General features: G+C 40.0%; 17 protein-coding genes. 8 read left to right on the top strand and 9 right to left on the bottom strand.

Annotated elements, in window-relative coordinates; all coding sequences use genetic code 11:
- Positions 1-369 precede the first annotated feature (369 nt).
- The 4 genes from dnaG to rsmD form a co-directional block, all read right to left on the bottom strand.
- A complete protein-coding gene (gene dnaG / locus H5122_RS15665; RefSeq protein WP_165744708.1) occupies positions 370-2,121 on the bottom strand; it encodes a DNA primase in 1,752 nt (583 codons plus the stop codon).
- 244 nt (positions 2,122-2,365) lie between these two features.
- Positions 2,366-2,812: a GatB/YqeY domain-containing protein gene (locus tag H5122_RS15670; RefSeq protein WP_007376027.1), complete on the bottom strand. Its 447-nt coding sequence runs from the start codon at positions 2,810-2,812 to the stop codon at positions 2,366-2,368.
- Positions 2,813-2,831: 19 nt separating this feature from the next.
- Positions 2,832-3,047, bottom strand: coding sequence for a 30S ribosomal protein S21 (gene rpsU, locus H5122_RS15675; protein WP_002957797.1), 216 nt, complete (start codon positions 3,045-3,047; stop codon positions 2,832-2,834).
- Between the two features lie 145 nt (positions 3,048-3,192).
- Positions 3,193-3,798: a 16S rRNA (guanine(966)-N(2))-methyltransferase RsmD gene (rsmD, locus tag H5122_RS15680; RefSeq protein WP_182682564.1), complete on the bottom strand. Its 606-nt coding sequence runs from the start codon at positions 3,796-3,798 to the stop codon at positions 3,193-3,195.
- Positions 3,799-4,005: 207 nt separating this feature from the next.
- Here rsmD and ftsY point away from each other — a divergent pair, with 207 nt between their 5' ends.
- From ftsY to rpoH, 4 genes are all read left to right on the top strand, one after another.
- A complete protein-coding gene (gene ftsY, locus H5122_RS15685) occupies positions 4,006-5,982 on the top strand; it encodes a signal recognition particle-docking protein FtsY (protein WP_182682563.1) in 1,977 nt (658 codons plus the stop codon).
- An 87-nt stretch (positions 5,983-6,069) separates the two neighbouring features.
- Positions 6,070-6,747, top strand: coding sequence for a cell division ATP-binding protein FtsE (gene ftsE / locus H5122_RS15690; protein WP_182682562.1), 678 nt, complete (start codon positions 6,070-6,072; stop codon positions 6,745-6,747).
- Positions 6,744-7,730 carry a permease-like cell division protein FtsX gene (ftsX, locus tag H5122_RS15695; protein ID WP_165744576.1) on the top strand — a complete coding sequence of 329 codons (987 nt, stop codon included), beginning with the start codon at positions 6,744-6,746 and terminating at the stop codon, positions 7,728-7,730. Before ftsE ends, ftsX begins: the two co-directional genes overlap by 4 nt.
- A 314-nt stretch (positions 7,731-8,044) precedes the next feature.
- On the top strand, positions 8,045-8,908 hold the full coding sequence (gene rpoH / locus H5122_RS15700) for an RNA polymerase sigma factor RpoH (protein WP_002957791.1): 864 nt from the start codon (positions 8,045-8,047) through the stop codon (positions 8,906-8,908).
- 342 nt (positions 8,909-9,250) lie between these two features.
- Here rpoH and H5122_RS15705 read toward each other — a convergent pair whose 3' ends face one another.
- The 4 genes from H5122_RS15705 to gpmM are packed head-to-tail and all read right to left on the bottom strand — an operon-like array spanning position 9,251 to position 14,050.
- Positions 9,251-10,012 (bottom strand): divergent polysaccharide deacetylase family protein, encoded by a 762-nt coding sequence (locus tag H5122_RS15705; protein WP_100218332.1) that lies wholly within the window; start codon positions 10,010-10,012, stop codon positions 9,251-9,253.
- Positions 10,013-10,062: 50 nt separating this feature from the next.
- Positions 10,063-11,328, bottom strand: coding sequence for a S41 family peptidase (locus tag H5122_RS15710; RefSeq protein WP_182682561.1), 1,266 nt, complete (start codon positions 11,326-11,328; stop codon positions 10,063-10,065).
- 34 nt (positions 11,329-11,362) lie between these two features.
- Positions 11,363-12,502 (bottom strand): murein hydrolase activator EnvC, encoded by a 1,140-nt coding sequence (locus tag H5122_RS15715; RefSeq protein ID WP_024603730.1) that lies wholly within the window; start codon positions 12,500-12,502, stop codon positions 11,363-11,365.
- Positions 12,503-12,505: 3 nt separating this feature from the next.
- The gene (gpmM, locus tag H5122_RS15720; RefSeq protein WP_182682560.1) at positions 12,506-14,050 is read right to left on the bottom strand and encodes a 2,3-bisphosphoglycerate-independent phosphoglycerate mutase; all 1,545 of its coding nucleotides are present in this window, start codon (positions 14,048-14,050) and stop codon (positions 12,506-12,508) included.
- A 338-nt stretch (positions 14,051-14,388) separates the two neighbouring features.
- Between gpmM and H5122_RS15725 the strand changes: the two genes are divergently transcribed.
- Genes H5122_RS15725 through gpsA form a run of 4 tightly spaced genes read left to right on the top strand, consistent with a single transcriptional unit; the run spans position 14,389 to position 16,640 of the window.
- Positions 14,389-14,820, top strand: coding sequence for a rhodanese-like domain-containing protein (locus H5122_RS15725; RefSeq protein ID WP_002957784.1), 432 nt, complete (start codon positions 14,389-14,391; stop codon positions 14,818-14,820).
- Positions 14,821-14,851: 31 nt separating this feature from the next.
- Positions 14,852-15,109, top strand: a complete 258-nt coding sequence (grxC, locus tag H5122_RS15730; RefSeq protein ID WP_002957783.1) for a glutaredoxin 3 — start codon at positions 14,852-14,854, stop codon at positions 15,107-15,109.
- Between the two features lie 34 nt (positions 15,110-15,143).
- Complete coding sequence (secB, locus tag H5122_RS15735; protein WP_002957782.1) at positions 15,144-15,629, top strand: protein-export chaperone SecB; 486 nt, start codon at positions 15,144-15,146, stop codon at positions 15,627-15,629.
- A 3-nt stretch (positions 15,630-15,632) separates the two neighbouring features.
- Complete coding sequence (gpsA, locus tag H5122_RS15740; protein ID WP_024597561.1) at positions 15,633-16,640, top strand: NAD(P)H-dependent glycerol-3-phosphate dehydrogenase; 1,008 nt, start codon at positions 15,633-15,635, stop codon at positions 16,638-16,640.
- 68 nt (positions 16,641-16,708) lie between these two features.
- On the opposite strand, the gene trmL is transcribed toward gpsA, so the two are convergent.
- Positions 16,709-17,173, bottom strand: a complete 465-nt coding sequence (gene trmL, locus H5122_RS15745) for a tRNA (uridine(34)/cytosine(34)/5-carboxymethylaminomethyluridine(34)-2'-O)-methyltransferase TrmL (RefSeq protein ID WP_002957780.1) — start codon at positions 17,171-17,173, stop codon at positions 16,709-16,711.
- Positions 17,174-17,267 lie beyond the last annotated feature (94 nt).

Consider the following 17,267-nt stretch of genomic DNA (forward strand, 5'->3'; position numbering starts at 1 on the left):
CTGATAAGTTGATACAACAGGCGCCATCATGTAGTTTGCATTAAAGCTAACTAGAATAATGTGACGCAGTGAATAGCACAGTATAACAGTTTAAATCAATTTTGACTAGGGTCTGTTGGTCTTTCAGGATTAAAGTTTGTTCTATCCAAGGGTGGTTTAATCGCGGCGCGAGGTTTGTAACCTAGTGGGCTAAGTAAAAACCGAGCAACAAAGAGTAAACCTCCCTTGGGTCGAACCCAAAGGCAGCGCGTGTTTGGCATTTATGCTGCGTTATCGCCTATTTATGTGGAATAACCACATAAATAGGCTCTGTCTTGTCTAAATACCAAACACACTGCTGTAAACTTAACCTCGAAAGATAAACAGACCCTAACTGTTAGTCGCTTTTAACGCTGTCATTAACAAATGACACTCGAGCCTTTCATCGCTACTAAGGCCTTGTGTCTTGTCCTTTATTAATAGGGTCTCGAGTCGATAATTTAAACACTGATCTTCAATAAACTTGAAAGTATTTTTAAAAACCGTCTCTAAACGTTCTTCATTTATTTCATGTTGCCACGTTGCAAGCTTGATTAATGGCTCGTAATCTTCAGTTCCTCGAAAAAACTCGAGCAGTTGCGCAGTGGTCACATTTTCTTTTTCTAAAGCTTGTTCTTGTAATCGTAATAACAGCCCTATGCCAGCAATGTTCATTTGTGCAAGCTCAGGTAAATACGGCACACTTTTAGCTAAATTAGGGTGCTGGATCAATATACCGATAGCTTGGCGCATAGGTGTTATTTTAAATTTACGTTCAATAGAGTGTTGTTGTTTAGGCGTTTTTAAACGGCTATTCAACTGCTCACGCGTTCTGCCAATTAAGCGTCCTAATTGTTCAAGAATGTTTTCTTGATAAAACTCACTTGGAATTTTTTCAATTAGTGGAAGTGCTGCACTAAGAAGTTTAGCTTTTCCTGAATCGAGTGTTAAATCAACTTCTTGGCTTAATTTATTAAACAATACTTTGGTAAAGTCATCTGCTTGGCTTAGGCGCAATTCGAATTGCTCCTTACCTTCTTTTTGTACAAGCGAGTCAGGGTCTTCGCCATCGGGTAAAAATGCAAATTGTAGTGCTTTACCATCGTTTAAATAAGGGAGTGCATTTTCAAGTGCCCGCCAAGCTGCATCACGGCCAGCCCTGTCGCCATCGTAACAACAGATTACTTTATCAGTAGTTCTAAATAAAGTGTGCATGTGCTCGCTTGTTGTTGCTGTCCCCAGTGATGCAACTGCATATTCAATCCCTTGTTCAGCTAAGGCAACAACATCCATATAACCTTCAACAATCATTACATGATCAAGTTTTTTATGGGCTTGCTTTGCTTCGTAAAGCCCATAAAGCTCAAAGCCTTTATGGAAAATTCGGGTTTCTGGCGAGTTTAGATATTTTGGCCCTTGGTCGGCTTGCATTACACGCCCACCAAATGCAATAACGCGTCCGCGTTTATCGCGAATAGGGAACATTAGGCGATCGCGGAAAAAATCAAATTGTCTGCCTGGTGTTTTTTCTGAAGCTAGCTTTAGCTCAACTAATTGCTCTTTTTGTTCTTTATTACGACCAAGCTGTAGGCATAGCCCATCCCATTCACTGGGAGCGTAGCCAATCATAAATTTTTTAACAGTTTCACCGCTTAAACCACGGCCTTTAACATACTCAATAACAGCAGCAGAATTACTATGGTGTTTTAATTGGTGCTGATAAAAGCGAGCAGTATGAAGCATTAAGTCGTAATCGGAGCGCTTTTGCGCAGCCGTACGCTCTGGTGCTGAATTTGCGCCTTGTTCTCGAGGTACTTCTAAGTTAAGCATGCTAGCTATTTCTTCAATAGCATCTACAAACTCTAGCTTTTCGTACTCCATTACAAACGAAATTGCATTACCATTAGCGCCACACCCAAAGCAGTGATAAAACTGTTTGTCTTGCGATACAGTAAATGAGGGAGATTTTTCGTTATGAAATGGGCAGCAAGCTTGATAATCCTTACCTGCTTTTTTTAGACCTACTTTTGAGTCTATCAGGTCGACAATATCGGTTCTGGCAAGTAAATCGTCTATAAAGTTACGTGGGATCTTTCCGGCCATTAGTAAAATACAGTCCTGAAATAATAAGAAGAAGAACGAATATGAAATTTACTTTTTTATACTTGCTTGATGCAAAATATAGTGTGCTTTAACTTACCAAAATGACAGCGAAATAAATAGGGAAGCTATAAAAAATTTCATTTCAAAGTAACCTAATCGGTGTACTTTTTATTAAAGTTAAAAACAAAGAAACCGAGCGCTAGGCTCGGTTTACTTCAATCATACTTTAATGTATGTGGGAGTATTAGGCAGTTAATCGTTGCTTAATTAAACCAGAAATCTTACCCATATCGGCTCGACCTTCAGCTTTGCTTTTGATTATACCCATTACTTTACCCATGTCTTGCATACCTGCTGCATTAGTATCAGCAATAGCCGCGTCAATGAGAGCAATTATTTCTTCTTCACTCAATTGTTGAGGTAAAAAAGTTTCAAGCGCTACTATTTCATTGGCTTCAATATCAGCTAAATCATCACGCCCAGCATCTTTGTACTGAGTGTAAGAGTCACGACGTTGTTTAACAAGCTTCACTATAACGGAGGTAATACCTGCGTCGTCTAGCGTTATTTGCTCGTCAATTTCACGTTGCTTGATTGCAGCAAGTACCATACGAATAGGGTTAAGACGTTGCTTGTCTTTAGCTCTCATCGCATCTTTTTGCGCATCTTTTAGCGTTATTAAAAGGCTCATTTATACAAGACCTAATATATTAGTATAATTTAACGCGACGAGCGTTATCACGAGAAAGTTTTTTCATGTGACGTTTAACTGCAGCAGCTTTTTTACGCTTACGCTCAGCTGTTGGTTTTTCATAGTGCTCGCGACGACGAACTTCTGAAAGGATTCCTGCTTTTTCACATGAACGCTTGAAGCGACGAAGTGCTACGTCAAACGGTTCGTTCTCTCTTACTTTAATTACTGGCATTAAAAATTCACCTACCTAAATTATGAGCGTTGCTCAAGTTGATCAAACATTGATCAAGTGGTTCAAAAATGGTGCGGTATTGTAATCCGAAGCAACACCACATGTAAAGGACAATATTAACAGAAACGCATTACGTTAAACAGTATTAATTTGCTTGGCGCTGGTACAGTTGGCAAAGTACTTGCCCCGCATTTTTTTCTTTAATTAACAACCAGTTGGTTGGTGTTTCTAAGGCGGCTAGCTCTGCCTCTACTTCAACATAAATTAATGCGTCGTTGCTTAACCATTGGTTTTTTTCTAATAAATCGCAGGTTGTTTGCGCTAAATCTTTACGAAATGGTGGGTCAACAAATACAAGATTAAAGGCTTTGTTTGTGTTTTTTTGCTCTAAAAAGGAGAGCGAATTGGTATGTTTAACGTATGCGTTGTCGAGCTTTAAAGTGCTAATGTTTTGTTCTAATTGCTTAGCGGCTAATGAGTCGAGTTCGATAAATGTAGCGCTTTTAGCAAATCGAGATAGTGCTTCAAATCCCAATCCACCAGAACCTGCAAAACAATCAAGTACATTTGCGTCACGCGTATCTTGCATTAGCCAATTAAATACAGTTTCTTTAATTCGATCGGTAGTAGGTCTCAAGCCTTCTACGTTTTTAACAGGGAGTTTACGGCCTCGAAATTGACCACTAATCACTCTAATAAAGCCATCACTGGGCTTGTTAGTAGCTTTATTTTGCGTTGTTTTTTTTCTCATTTAGCTCACTAAAAAATGGTATATGGTATCTAGCTCAGATAATATTATGGGCGATTACGTGTAGCTTCATTTTTCAACCGCATTAAAAGTGTTACTATTGAACACTTACGTTTTGAATGGTTGTATTTATTAGCAACTATTGCTGGGCATTGCCAAGCTATTTCAAATTTTAGTTTATCAGATTTTTATAAGTGGTTATTAGCAAGTATGACAAAAAAAAGTAAATTCATGTCGTGGCTCGGTTTTGGCAAGTCAGATAAAAAAGAAGCAGAGCAAAAAGCAGCAGCTGATAAACAACAAGTATTAGCGCAAGAAGAGGCGCAGAAGCTAGAGCAAGAAAAACTAGCGCAGCAAGCTGAAGCTGATCGTTTAAAAGCTGAGGCTGAAACAGAGCGCTTAGAGCAAGAGTGTATCGCTGCTGAAAAAATTGAAGCAACACGTTTAGAGCAAGAAAAACTAGCGCAGGAGCAAGCTGAAGCTGAACGGTTAAAAGCAGAGGCTGAAACAGAGCGTTTAGAACAAGAACGCCAGCGTGCTGAAAACGCGGAAAAAATTGCCATTGAGCAGGCCAATGCTGAATTGCTTGCAAAACAGCAAGCAGATGCCGAGGCGCAAAGACAAGAACATGCGCAACGTTTAGCCGATCAAGAAAAAGAGATGCGCTTAGAGCAAGAACGATTAGCGGCAGAAAAAGTAGAGGCTGAGCGACTAGAGCAAATACGCCTTGAAAAACAAGATGAGGCGATCAAAGCCGAAAAGCTTGCAATAGAGCAAGCGAATGCTGAGTTATTAGCAAAAGAACAAGCGGACGCTGAAGCTCAAAGGCAAGAGCAAGCGAAGCGCTTAGCAGAACAAGAAGCGCAGATGCTTTTAGAGCAAGAACGCATTGCGGCTGAAAAAGCAGAAAATGAGCGCTTAGAGCAAGTACGTATTGCAGCTGAACAAGCAGAAAATGAGCGTTTAGAACAAGAACGCCTTGCAGCTGAAAAAGCAGAGAATGAACGCTTAGAGCAAGAACGTATTGCAGCTGAAGAAGCAGAAAACGAGCGTTTAGAACAAGAACGCCTTGCAGCTGAAAAAGCAGAGAATGAACGCTTAGAGCAAGAACGCCTTGCGGCTGAAAAAGCAGAAAATGAGCGTTTAGAGCAAGAACGTATTGTAGCTGAAAAAGCAGAAAATGAGCGTTTAGAACAAGAACGTATCACAGCAGAACTTGCAATTGAAGAAGCTAAAAAAGCCGAAAAGCCAAAAAAAGAAGGGTTTTTCTCTCGTCTTAAAAAAGGCTTGTTAAAGACTCGCGTTAATATAGGTTCTGGTTTTGCGTCTATTTTTAGTGGAAAAAAAATAGACGACGAATTATTTGAAGATCTTGAAACTCAATTACTCACCGCCGATTTAGGCGTTGATACCACCATGAAGTTGATTGATCGTTTAACTGATGCAGCGAACCGTAAACAGTTAAAAGATGGTGATGCGCTTTATGAGTTAATGAAACAAGAAATGGCTGCGATGCTTAAAACGGCAGAACAGCCTTTAGTCATAAGCGAAGATAAAAAGCCGTTTGTTATTTTAATGGTAGGCGTAAATGGTGTTGGTAAAACAACGACTATTGGTAAAATGGCTAAGCAATTTCAAAACGAAGGTAAGTCGGTTATGCTGGCTGCTGGTGATACGTTTAGAGCGGCAGCTGTTGAGCAGCTTCAGGTTTGGGGTGAACGTAACAGCATTCCCGTTATTGCACAGCATACAGGTGCAGATAGTGCATCAGTTGTGTTTGATGCATTCCAAGCGGCTAAAGCACGTAATATAGACGTGTTAATTGCTGATACAGCTGGACGCTTGCAAAATAAAGATAATTTAATGCAAGAGCTTGAAAAAATAGCTCGTGTAATGAAAAAGATTGATCCTGATGCGCCGCACGAAGTGATGTTAACTATCGATGCAGGCACAGGGCAAAATGCAATTAGCCAAGTAAACCTGTTTAATCAATGTGTTGGCTTAACTGGTATTACGCTTTCAAAACTTGATGGAACTGCAAAGGGTGGTGTTATTTTTGCGGTTGCAGATAAGTTTAATATTCCAATTCGTTACATTGGTGTTGGTGAAGGTATTGATGATTTACGCGCTTTTAAAAGCGATGATTTTATTGATGCGTTATTTAGCCAAGATGAGGACGACGTTTAATTTACCAAAAAAGGGAGCTAGCTCCCTTTTTAATTGCGAGGAATACTAATTTCATTAATGTGTTAATGGAGTTGGCATAATAAAAAGATGATAAATTTTCAGCAAGTAAGTAAGACCTATCCTGGAGGGCACCGCGCCCTCGAAAAAGTTAATTTTCATATTAAACCGGGTGAACTTGCCTTTTTAACTGGCCACAGTGGTGCGGGTAAAAGTACGTTGCTTAAGTTAATTAGCTTAATGGAACGTCCTTCAGCAGGTAGTGTATTTATCAACGGTGTTGATTTAAACAAAGTAAACTCGCGTCAAATTCCTTATGCTCGTCGTGATATAGGTATTATTTTTCAAAATCATAGGTTATTAGAGCGCTACACTATTTTTGATAACGTGGCATTACCTCTCATTATTGAGGGGACTCACCATAAGCAAATAGCTAAACGGGTTCATGGTGCGCTTGACAAGGTAGGCCTAATTGACAAAATTAAATGTCATCCTTCAATGCTCTCTGGAGGCGAACAACAACGTGTTGGTATTGCCAGAGCTATTGTAAACTCCCCACCAATTTTACTAGCTGATGAACCAACAGGTAATCTTGACCCAGAGCTTTCAATGGAAATACTCAAGTTGTTTGAAGACTTTAATAAACACGGTACCACTGTTCTTATCGCAACGCATGATTTGGGTTTGGTTGCACGTATGAAGTATCGCAGCTTAACCTTAAAAGATGGCCGTATGCTTCAAGACCCGCTTGCTGAGGGGGCACTATGAGTTTACTTTTTAAAGGTCGCCAAAATAGTAATGACAAGCAAAAAAAATCAGTATTAGCTGGCAGTTATTTTTTTATTATTAATATTTTTCGCCAAGGTGTGCATAGCTTAGGTGAAATGTGGCGCACGCCGCTTGCATCTATGATGACTATCGCTGTACTTGGTTTGAGCCTAACGTTACCTGCAACACTTTACTTAGTCGTTAAAAACGTACAGCAAGTGAGTAGTGGCTTTGAGGAGGCGAGTGAAATATCGTTGTTCGTTAAAGAAAGTATGAACGAGCAAGAAACGCAAACATTAGTAAAGCGTTTAGCACTTTACCCAGAAGTGGAAAGTGTTGAGTTTATTTCAAAACAACAGGCATTAACTGAATTTAAAGACGTATCTGGCTTTGGGCAAGCTTTGGAGTATTTAGATAAAAATCCATTACCGGATGTGGTGCTCGTTACTCCAACAAAACGTCACAGACACCCAAATGCCGCTAAAGTACTGCTAACTAAATTAGAAAGTGAACGTGAAGTTGATTTTGGTAAGCTCGATATAGCCTGGTTAGAGCGTTTAAATGCATTACTAGATTTACTTAAAGAAAGTGTAATAACCATCGCATTATTACTACTTACCTCAGTGACACTTATTATTGGTAACACCATTCGTTTGTCGATCATGGATAAAAAAGAAGAAATACAAGTAATGAAGCTAGTAGGCGCAACGAACACCTTTATACATGCCCCATTTTTGTGGACCGGTATTTGGTATGGTGTAATAGGTGGTTTGTTTGCCTTTATATGTGTAGGTTTGATGATGTGGTGGCTTTCAAGCGCAGTGAGCAGTGTGGCGGGGGTGTATCAAACAAGTTTTTCGTTAATAGGATTATCGCTTAATGAACTCGGCTTTTTAGTGTTACTAGCAACAAGCTTAGGATTTGTAGGATCGTACCTTTCTGTAAATCGATATATTAAAGAAATAGAACCCGATAAAGTATAAAAACCCCTGCAAACTATAAGTGAACCAACCCAGCTTGATATGCGTATCGTATCGGACTGGGTTGTACCTCCCGTTATTAAAACTGTCATATTTGTGTACTATCCTCCCATAAAGTAATGAGTTGTAAATAAGGTGATGCGGTTAGGTTAATTGGCTGCAATCCCTCAATTCATCACTTATTCAGTCGCTTGTAGTAGACTAAGCACATACTAAAAACTGCTTGATTTATACTTTTAAAAAGTTTTAAATTGGGGTTAGCACTCTTAGATAAAGAGTGCTAAGATAGTTTCAAATGTTTATCACCGAGGTGAAAAATGAGTAAAGATTTATACGCAATGGCACTTACAGTCGGACAACAAAGCGCAAGCATGGACGGTTACCTTCAAGCGGTAAGCACTATTCCTATGCTTAAAGTTGAACAAGAGCAAGAACTTGCTAAAAGACTTCAGGAAGAAGGCGATCTTAGTGCTGCCAAGCAACTCATTATGTCGCATTTACGCTTTGTAGCACATATTGCTAAAAGCTACTCGGGATACGGCTTACCACAAGCTGACCTTATTCAAGAAGGTAATATAGGCCTGATGAAAGCGGTTAAACGTTTTGACCCTACAGTGGGTGTACGTTTAGTGTCGTTTGCAGTGCATTGGATTAAAGCCGAAATTCACGAGTTTGTTCTTAAAAACTGGCGCATAGTTAAAGTTGCAACCACTAAAGCGCAACGTAAATTGTTTTTTAATCTTCGTAAAAACAAAAAGCGTTTAGGCTGGTTCAACCAAGCTGAGGTTAGCACTGTTGCTAGCGAGCTAGGTGTGAGTGAAAAAGAAGTACGTGAAATGGAATCGCGCATGAGCGGCCAAGACATGGGCTTTGACCTAACTGGTGACGATAACGACGATGCACCAACAAGTACATACTCTCCAGTACAGTATTTAACAGATGGCGCAGCTGACTTAGCTGACGACGTTGAACAAGAGCAGTGGAAAGAGCAAGCGCATACTCGTTTATTTAGCGCACTTAAAACACTAGATGAGCGTTCGCAAGATATTGTTAGCGCACGATGGTTGTCTGATGATAAAGCGACGCTTCAGGAGCTTGCACAAAAGTATAGTGTATCTGCTGAGCGTGTCCGTCAGCTTGAAAAAACAGCGATGAAAAAGTTACAAAGCGCTATGAGCTAATATTGCTCAAGCAGCAAAATTTAAAAAGCCCTGCATGAAAATGCGGGGCTTTTTGCTTTTGAGTAGGTTGGAGTGAGCGAAGCGAAACCCAACGATAAAATATCTAATTAAGTAATACCGATATTCTGCATTATTGAATGGTTATACCAGTCCGCAATAATACTTAATGATTTTACGGGACTAAACGTGTTGCTACCTGCGTTAAAAAATTCTCATTTAGAGCAACTAAATAGCGAATTTTTGCCTAGCTATTAACACGTTTTTCCGCCCTTAAAATAGACCACTTAATTAAGCGAATTGGTATTAGTTTATTATTCGGATATAGCATTATTTAAAGCTATATTACCTAGCACTCACTCCTTTTCCCTCAGCATGCGCTAACTGAATGTACTTACGTTCAACTAATTGCGAAACCGGTACGAGTTCAAAACCTTGCTTAGTTAGCTCTGGTAAGGCATGGCGTAAAAATTCGATGGTTTCAGGGTAGGGATGAGCAATTGCAATGGCAAAGCTATGGGAAATGGCTAATTGTTTTAACTCTTCAAGCCTTAGTTGCAGTTGTTCTGGTGTAGTTATGTTGTCTAAAAACACTTGGCGACTAATATTAGCAACACCCAAAAAGTTAGCGGCATTTTGTGCTTGACTCAAATCGGTTGTGCGACTATCTAAAAAATATAAATGACGCTTTTTAAGTACTTCCATTGTCCACTTCATAGCTTGGCTTTTTTGCGTAAGCGCTGAGCCCATGTGGTTATTAACGCCTTTAACTTGCGGTAAACTAGCGAGAGCGGTTCCAAGAGTTTGCTGAAGCTGCTCTTTATTCATATTTAAAGTAAGCGCACCAGGCCCTAGTTCTTTACCGTTAAGTGCTTGCATAGGTACATGAAGCAATAACTCTTTATTTGATTGACTGGCAAGTGTTGCAAAAATTTGCGAATAAGGGGTATGGGGCAAAATTGAATACGACAATTGCCCAGGTAAGGAAAGGAACTCTAAGTCCCGTTGATGATAGCCTATATCGTCTATCACTATTGCTATTTGCTTGGCGCTAATTGTTGCAGAGCTAAAACAAATAACTAATGTTAGCCATTTTATTATTTTCACGTTTATAGTTTTTATTATCTTTTTAGCTTTATTTATACAGCTTATACAAGCTATTGCATGCTGAGTAATTGTTTTGCTTTAACCAACTGTAAATCGGTTAGATTACCAGTAAGTAATTGCGCATTATTGTTAGTGTGTTCATTTTTTATTATAACGGCTTTATTACTTTGTGAAAGGTTTGTTTGATTAACCGCCACATCTGGGGTTATTCCTATTCCATCAATCGATTTACCTAACGGTGTGAAGTATTTCGCTGTGGTGAGCTTTAATGCGGTATTGCCATCACCGAGTGGAATGAGTGATTGTACAGAGCCTTTCCCAAAAGATTGGCTGCCAACAATGGTTGCTCGTTTATTATCTTTAAGTGCTGCTGCGAGTATTTCGGCTGCAGAGGCTGAATTTTCGTTTATAAGCACAACTATGGGCGCATTTTTTAGAATGTCTCCACGCTTTGCATAAAATGCTTGGTTGGCATCGTAAAAACGTCCTTTAGTCGTCACTATAGTGCCACTTTGTAAAAATAGGTCTGATACAGCCACTGCGCTTTGTAACGTCCCCCCTGGGTTATCACGTAAATCAATTACTAAGCCTTTAAGTGGGTAGCCAAAATGGCTTTGCAGGGCGGCAACTTGTAGTGCAACTTCATGTAATGTGTGGTTAGAGAAGTTATTGATAGCTATGTAACCAGTTCCAAAATCTAAAAGTTCGCTTGTTACACTTTCGAGGTTTATTTGGCGACGTGTGACATGAAAAGTGAGTGGGTTTTTATTGTTATCGCGATTTACAATTATATCTATATTCGAAAATTCACTGTCTCTTATTAGTGTTGCTACTTCGTCGATAGTACGGTTTTGGGCTGCGTTGTTGTTTACACTTACAATAATATCGCCTGGTAAAATACCTGCCGCTTTTGCGGGCGAATTATTAACCACGTTAACAATAGTCATATTCTCGTCTATGTTTTTAACTTCTATACCAATACCTGTGTAACGACCATTTGTGTTATCAAATAATGAGGCTAATTCATACTCATTTAAGTACTTAGAATAGGAGTCGAGTTTTGAATATAAACGCTCAAACTGTTGGTTGTTATATTTAATATGGTGGCTATTTTGTAAGGTGAGATCTTCAACGTAATAGGTATGAATGTTAAAGAGTATTTCGTCTATTTGTTGTCTTTTAAGATCTTTAATTGAGCTTGCTAGTGCATTACTAGTAAAGGTAATTAGGGTTAGTAACACAAGTAAGTACAGACTTATATAAAAGCCTGCACTTTTTTTATTAACTGTATATATTGTGTGTTTTTTAGTTGTCATCAGCTGCTCCAAGGCGGTGCAGCGATTTATCTAATTAAATACGTTTGCACCATTTTACAGGATTTACTGCGCGTCCTTTGTGGCGTATTTCAAAGTATAGACCAGAACTTGCCTGTCCGCCGCTTTGGCCTACTAAAGCGAGGGTTTCGCCTTCACGTACCATATCCCCTACATCTCTTAGTAGCGTTTGAGCGTGGCCATATAGGCTCATAAAACCTTCACCATGGTCTACAACAATTACCCATCCATAACCCTTTAGCCAATCGGCAAATACAACTTGCCCGTTGTGCACGCTATTAATATTAGTACCTTCTTTTGCACCAATTAATACGCCTTTCCAATCAATACCACCATGTTTACGTTGGCCGAATGTGTGCTCTAACTTGCCTTTGCTCGGCCAGTCTAATTTTCCCTTGCTTTTATTTAGGCCAAGTAATTCTATTTTTTGAGTTTTTTCTTTTTCGAGCTCTTTAATCGTTGTTACTAAAGTTTGTTGGTTTTCTTTTAAATAATTTATTGAGCTTTTAGTGCTGTTGAGCTGAGCTTGTAAGTTTTTAAGATTTGCTTGGCGTTCACTTTGCGCATTAAGTAATGCAGTTTGACGCCTTTTTTGTTCATCAAATAAAAGCTCTAGTTTTTCTTGTGTTTTAACAAGCTCTTCTTGGTTTTGTACTATTTGCTGTTGGAGATCTTTTAGATCTTCGATTTGTTCAATACGGGCTTTATTTAAGTAATTGTAATAGCTAAGTGTGCGCTCAAACTTGGCTGTGTCTTCTTGATTCAACAGCATTTTAGAGTAGTCGTCGCCACCGGCCATATAGGCACTTTTGAGTTGCGCGGCTAAAATTTTCTGAAACTGAGTGTGCTTTTTATCAAGCTCATCGGCTTTACTTTGTAACTCTTTTTGCTGTGTTTTAGTCTCTTTTACGGATTGCTCTGCCATGTTAAGTGCTTTAGCATTTTTAGCTATATCGAGTTCATGGCTTTTTAGATTTTTTTGTAGCGACGCTATTTTTTTTCTTTGGGCGTTATATTCAGCTTGGCTTTGCTCAAGTGCATTTTGAACCTCTGATAAATCTTTTTTAGTACGATCTTCATTAGCAACTGCAGATGCAGCCACTAATGAAGTTAGTATCAAACCGCACTTAATTAACCGGTTAATACGTTTATTCATGTGTTATTTCAACATCATGATAGGCGTACCAGTCATTTCTTTTGGTTGCTCCATACCCATTAAGTGAAGCATTGTTGGGGCTACATCACTTAAGGCTTTACCTTGCATTGGCTCTGCATCGCGACCTACATAAATAAAATGCACCGGTTCGCTAGTGTGGGCAGTATGTGCTTGGCCAGTTTTGAGATCAGCCATTTGCTCAGCATTACCATGATCGGCTGTAATTAGTGCTTCACCACCAAACTCTTCTAGTGCATCAACAACACGTCCGATACAGCTATCTACAGCTTCACAAGCTTTAACAGCAGCTTCAAATACACCTGAGTGACCAACCATATCGCCATTAGGGTAGTTACAAATAATAGCATCGTATTTACCGCTTTTAATTGCTTCTACTAGTTTGTCGGTTAGCATTTCTGAGTTCATTTCAGGTTGTAGGTCGTAGGTTGCTACTTGCGGCGAAGGAATTAGCTCGCGTGTTTCACCTTTAAATTCACTTTCACGTCCGCCACTAAAGAAAAACGTAACGTGTGCGTATTTTTCGGTTTCTGAAATACGAAGCTGTGTTTTATTATTTTTTTCAAACCATTCACCAAGTACGTTTATTAGTGGTGTAGGTCCAAATGCAACAGGTGCGTCTATATCGGCTGCATACTCTGTCATCATTACAAATGCGCTAAGCTCTGGCGTTCTTTTTTTAGTAAAACCATCAAATTCAGGCTCAACAAAAGCGCGGGTAATTTCGCGGGCTCTATCTGCTCTAAAGTTAGCAAAAATAACGGTGTCGCCATCGTTTATTGAAGCCGGAGTGGCACCTGTTGGCGTAATAGTCGTAGCTGCTACAAACTCGTCGTTTTCGTCGCGCTCGTACGCTGCATTAAGTGCTTCAACACCATTATCAAAGTTAAAGTCGCCTTCGGCGAGCGTCATTACGTTGTAAGCTTTTTCTACACGGTTCCAACGGTTGTCTCTGTCCATTGCGTAGTAACGGCCAATAAGTGATGCTAAACGTCCGCACTTAAGTTTACTAAATAACGCTTCAATTCGTTCTATTGATGCTTTTGCGCTACGTGGAGGTGTGTCACGGCCATCTAAAAATGCATGGAAATAGACTTCTTTAGCACCACGTTTTTCCGCCAGCTCAATACTTGCAACTATATGATCTTCATGGCTATGCACACCACCTGGGCTTAAAAGACCCATTATGTGAACCGCTTTACCAGCACTTACTGCTTTGTCTATGTTTTCAACTAAGGCTGGGGTTGAATCAAACTCGCCATCGTTAATTGCCTTGGTGATACGGGTAAAATCTTGATACACAATGCGCCCAGCACCTAAGTTTACATGGCCAACTTCTGAGTTACCCATTTGACCATCAGGAAGACCAACATCTAAACCCGAAGCAGATATTAATGTGTGTGGGCGGGTGGCCCATAAGTTGTCTAATACAGGTGTGTTAGCTGCAAGAATAGCATTACTTTGCGTATCTTCGCGGTGTCCCCAACCGTCTAAAATCATTAATACCAGTGGTTTTTTATGCTCTGTCATAATAGCTCCTGAAAATTAGTATCTGTTGATGGATACTGTGCACCTAAAAAGGTTTATTAGCGTGGTTTTAGCATACCGTGTTTTTAAGCTAGGATCAGCATTGAAAACAAGATATTAAATATTTTTACTTATACCTTATTGACTAACATGAACTCTGCTTGAGATAGATTTATTATCCAGAGTTCTGTTAACTATATATGGGGGGCTTTATCGTTTTTTAAACGTCTCTAAGTGCTCCTAAACTCGCATTTTAGGTTGGTTTGGGTATACTTGCGTGGCTAAAGTACAAAACATTTAAAACATCACGTTTTAAAACATAATTTCATAGTGGAAGTAGAATGGATCAATATATTGAATTTATTACAAATCATCCCATTTTAAGCCTTGCTTGGGTTGGTATTGTTTTCCTTATTGTTAGTGGCTGGATAAAAAGTAAGCTTTCAGCTGTTCGTCAAATAAATCCCCAGCAGCTTACGTTACTTATTAACCGTGATGACGGTCAAGTAATCGATATACGTGCGCAAAAAGAGTTTAATGCAGGGCGTATTTCTGGTGCTGAGCATTTAAGCCCAGAGAATGCGAAAAAATCTGACTTTTCAAGCCTTGAAAAGTACAAGACTAAACCCATTATAGTTGTATGTACTACAGGTATGACTGCCCAAGGTACTGCAGCCGCTATGAGTAAAGCTGGTTTTGAACGAGTTTACTTATTAGCAGGTGGCATGGGTGCGTGGCAATCTGCCAGCTTACCAACTACAACAGGTCGCTAACCAGTTTAGCTAGGCCGATAGAGGATTTATTATGAGTAATGTTGTTTTATACACCAAGGCGTATTGTCCATTTTGTCAGCGTGCTCTTTCGCTTTTAAACAGCAAAGGCGTTGAATACACAAATTATGATATTGGTGTGCAGCCTGAGCTACGCGATGAAATGATTGCCAAAGCAGGTGGTGCAAGCACAGTACCGCAAATTTTTATTAATGATGAACATATCGGTGGCTGCGACGACATGATGGCTATTGAAGCGCAAGGTAAACTTGACGCTAAGCTAAACGCTTAATTTAATTATAATAACGAACAAGTTAGGAATAACAATGAACGAAGAAAATCAAAACGTAGCAGCTGCAGAAGCTGGCGCACAATTTACTATTCAACGCATTTACACTAAAGATGTATCGTTTGAAACGCCAAACTCTCCGGCCATCTTCCAAAAAGAATGGACACCAGAAGTTAAGCTAGACCTAGATACACGCTCAAACAAGTTGGACGAAGGTGTATTTGAAGTTGTTTTAGCGCTAACTGTAACTGCATCTATTGGTGAAGAAACTGCGTTCTTATGTGAAATTCAACAGGCAGGTATTTTTACTATTGCTGAAGTTGAAGAAGTGCAACTTGCGCATATGCTAGGTGCATTTTGTCCTAACGTATTATTTCCATATGCACGTGAAGCTGTTTCAAACCTTGTTAACCGTGGTACTTTCCCACAGCTTAACCTTGCGCCAGTTAATTTTGATGCGTTATTTGCACAATACATGCAACAACGTACTGCGCAAGCTGACCAGGCTTCAGCAGACGCATAACTTATGAGTACAGCAACTACAGCTGTTACTGTATTAGGGGCGGGGTCTTACGGCACCGCCCTTGCTATTTGTTTAGCCCGAAATGGTCACCAGGTGACACTTTGGGGAAGAAATAGCGACGACGTTGCCACGCTTGCAGCTGAGCGGAAAAATCAACGTTACTTACCTGATGCTCCTTTCCCAGATACTCTTACTCTTGAAGCTAACTTACAACATGCCGTTGCTAGCAGTGCTATTGTACTTGTTGTTGTGCCAAGCCATGCTTTTGGCGACACGCTTGCGCAGATAAAACCTGCATTGCAAGAGGGTGCTAAAGTAGCGTGGGCAACTAAAGGGCTTGAGCCTAATACTGGACGTTTGTTACAAGAAGTTGCTTTGCAAGAATTGGGTGATGACATTCCACTTGCGGTACTTTCGGGTCCTACGTTTGCAAAAGAAATGGCGATGGGGTCACCTACAGCTATTTCAGTGTCTTCAACGTCACCTGAATTTGCTCAGCAGCTGGCCGATTTACTTCATTGTGGTCGCTCATTCCGTGTGTATAACAATGATGACTTTATTGGTATACAGCTCGGTGGTGCGGTTAAAAATGTAATTGCAATTGGTGCCGGTATTTCGGACGGTGTAGGTTTTGGTGCTAATGCGCGTACCGCGCTCATTACCCGAGGCCTTGCAGAGCTCACTCGTTTAGGTTGTGCTCTGGGTGCTAAGCCAGAAACCTTTATGGGAATGGCAGGCCTTGGTGATTTAATACTCACCTGTACCGACAATCAATCTCGTAATCGTCGATTTGGTTTGGCGTTAGGTAAAGGCGAGAGCGTTGATGCTGCTATTGAGTCTATTGGCCAAGTAGTTGAAGGCTTTAGAAACACTAAAGAAGTGTATTTACTAGCGCAGCGTGCTGGCGTAGAAATGCCAATCACTGAGCAAATTTATAAAGTACTTTATGAAAATAAAGACATGAAAGAAGCCGCTATGGCTCTTTTAGGACGAGAACAACGCGCTGAATAAGCGCTTGAGCTAGGCCTTAAATAAAAAACCGACACTATGTCGGTTTTTTTTTGCTTAACGGATTATATTTACTGTGCGTTAGGGAAGCCCAACTGACGCCACGACTCGTAAACAAACACCGCGACTGCATTTGACAGGTTCATACTACGGCTATTTGCTTGCATAGGAATACGTACACGCTGATCGTTTGGTAATGCTTGAATCATTTCATCAGGCAGGCCGCGTGTTTCAGGGCCAAACACCAAACAGTCGCCAGCTTCGTAACTTGCTTCATGATGAAATTGACTGCCTTTAGTTGTACAGGCATACACTTTTTTAGGTTTGCATTTTTCAAGGTAGTCCTCAAATGAGGCATGGCGTTGAACATGGCTAAATTCATGGTAATCAAGGCCCGCACGTTTCACGCGTTTATCGTCCCATTCAAAACCTAATGGCTCAATTAAATGTAATGCATAGCCAGTATTGGCACATAGGCGAATAATATTACCAGTGTTAGGCGGTATTTCAGGTTGGTATAAAACAATATCCAGCATAATGAGCCTTATAAAATAATCTGTAGTTTGACGAAGGGCAGTATACACGAAACCTTTTAAAAAAATGATATACTCAACACATTCAATACAGTGA

This window comes from Pseudoalteromonas sp. SG43-8, from assembly GCF_014164245.1.
In the GTDB taxonomy this organism is placed as follows: domain Bacteria; phylum Pseudomonadota; class Gammaproteobacteria; order Enterobacterales; family Alteromonadaceae; genus Pseudoalteromonas; species Pseudoalteromonas distincta.